The following is a 1,452-nucleotide window of genomic DNA, read 5'->3' on the forward strand; positions in this document are numbered from 1 at the left end:
GTGCTCGACGGAACTCACACCTTGATCGAAAAGTGGGGCCAAAACTCGGGATCTGGCCCGCATAGCCAGCAGGAGCCTGTGCCGATCATCCATGACACATGATTACCACTGCCAGTGTCCGGCTGTTCTCGTTTTGCACGCGAGTACATCTCATTCCGTGACGGCGGTGCGGTTACCCGGTTTCGGGGTGGTCGGATGCCGGGTTCGCACCCTCGGCCGGGCCGGGAGCGGCGGGGCGGCCGGGCGCGGACGGTGAGCGGCGCCTGCGGGCCCGCAAGAGGGCCTGGCGCACAGCCTCCCCGTCCAGGGCGGCCAGGGCGGCGTCCCCGGTCCGCTCCCCGTACTCAGCCAACGCCGCCGCGGCCGCGGGCTGGGTGCCCTGCGCCGCCACCACGGCGGCCAGCGCGTCCGCGTAGGCGGCGGCCAGCGCCTGCTGGCCGTAGACGGTGACCGTCCGCGCCGCCCGGTGCGCCGCCGCCGCCCGCTCCACCGCGGGCAGCACAGCCAGCGCCGCCACCGCCGCGTCCACCGCCGCGCGCAGCAGCGCGGCCGGATCCCCGGAGACATCGTCGGTCATGGCCAGGACCGTATACGAGGCCCGTACACCGATGTAACAGATCCGAGCATCCCGCCACACGGACCCGTTACACCGGTGTACGGTGCTGATATCCGCTCCAACCGAAAGGACACTCATGCCCCACACCCTGCCCGAGCACATCCAGGCGATCGCTGACGCGATCGTCGACCCCGCCGAGCGCGCGGACCGGCTCGCGGACCACGCCCACCTGCACCTCGGGGCCGAGCGTGACGATCTGCTCGCCGCCGCCCGTACGGCGGCCGAGCAGATCGTGGCCCCGGCCCGCCGGACGTCCCGGTAGGTAGGCTCACCGGCGACCCCGGTCCGGCACCCGCCGGCCGGGGCCGCCGTCATGTCCCGGCCCGTCCGCGGCAGACTGGGACGGTGATCCAGGACCTGCTGCGGGCTGCCGCGGACGAGCTGGAGGCGGGCGGCGACCCCCTCGACACGGCCTGGCCCGGACGCCCACGACGCCACCCCGAGCGAGCGGGAGACCCTGCGCATCACCCTCGCCGAGGGGGCCCGGGCGATGCTGTGGATCATCCGCCACAGCGGCACCGCGGCCGCGCAGGAGGTCCTCGAGGGCGTCCGGGCCGACACCGCCCGCCGACAGCGCGGGTAGCCGGCCGTCAGGGGCGGTGCGCTCACCACGGCAGCACCAGCCGGCCCACGGTCGGCGGCAGCGGGTCCTCGGGCGGCCGGGCCGCATGCGCCGCGGCGCTCTCCTGCCGGCTGACCGGCCCCGTACGCGGGTCCGCGACCAGGTGCGGGTAGCGGGCCATCACCACGCCGAGCTCCTCGCCCAGGAGCCCGGCGATCTCCGTCCAGGCCAGCGGCGGACGGATGGTCGTGCCCGTCCGGGCCGCCGCGACCAG

The 1,452-nt window shown here is 74.9% G+C and carries 3 protein-coding genes; 1 reads left to right on the forward strand and 2 read right to left on the reverse strand.

Going from position 1 to position 1,452, the window contains the following annotated elements; all coding sequences use genetic code 11:
* Positions 1 to 172: 172 nt before the first annotated feature.
* On the reverse strand, positions 173 to 577 hold the full coding sequence (locus AC08OP_RS23995; protein ID WP_476616247.1) for a hypothetical protein: 405 nt from the start codon (positions 575 to 577) through the stop codon (positions 173 to 175).
* Between the two features lie 115 nt (positions 578 to 692).
* Between AC08OP_RS23995 and AC08OP_RS24000 the strand changes: the two genes are divergently transcribed.
* Positions 693 to 878 (forward strand): hypothetical protein, encoded by a 186-nt coding sequence (locus AC08OP_RS24000; protein ID WP_476616248.1) that lies wholly within the window; start codon positions 693 to 695, stop codon positions 876 to 878.
* 343 nt (positions 879 to 1,221) lie between these two features.
* Here the strand turns inward: AC08OP_RS24000 and AC08OP_RS24005 are convergent.
* The coding region (locus AC08OP_RS24005) for a hypothetical protein (RefSeq protein WP_476616249.1) at positions 1,222 to 1,452 on the reverse strand (231 nt) is incomplete at its 5' end.

Source organism: Frankia sp. CeRuru1 (assembly GCF_977966315.1).

Excerpts from the sequence above, each read along its gene's own strand:
- AC08OP_RS24000 (WP_476616248.1), top strand. The coding sequence starts at position 693 with ATGCCCCACACCCTGCCCGAGCACATCCAGGCGATCGCTGACGCGATC.
- AC08OP_RS23995 (WP_476616247.1), bottom strand. The coding sequence starts at position 577 with ATGACCGACGATGTCTCCGGGGATCCGGCCGCGCTGCTGCGCGCGGCG.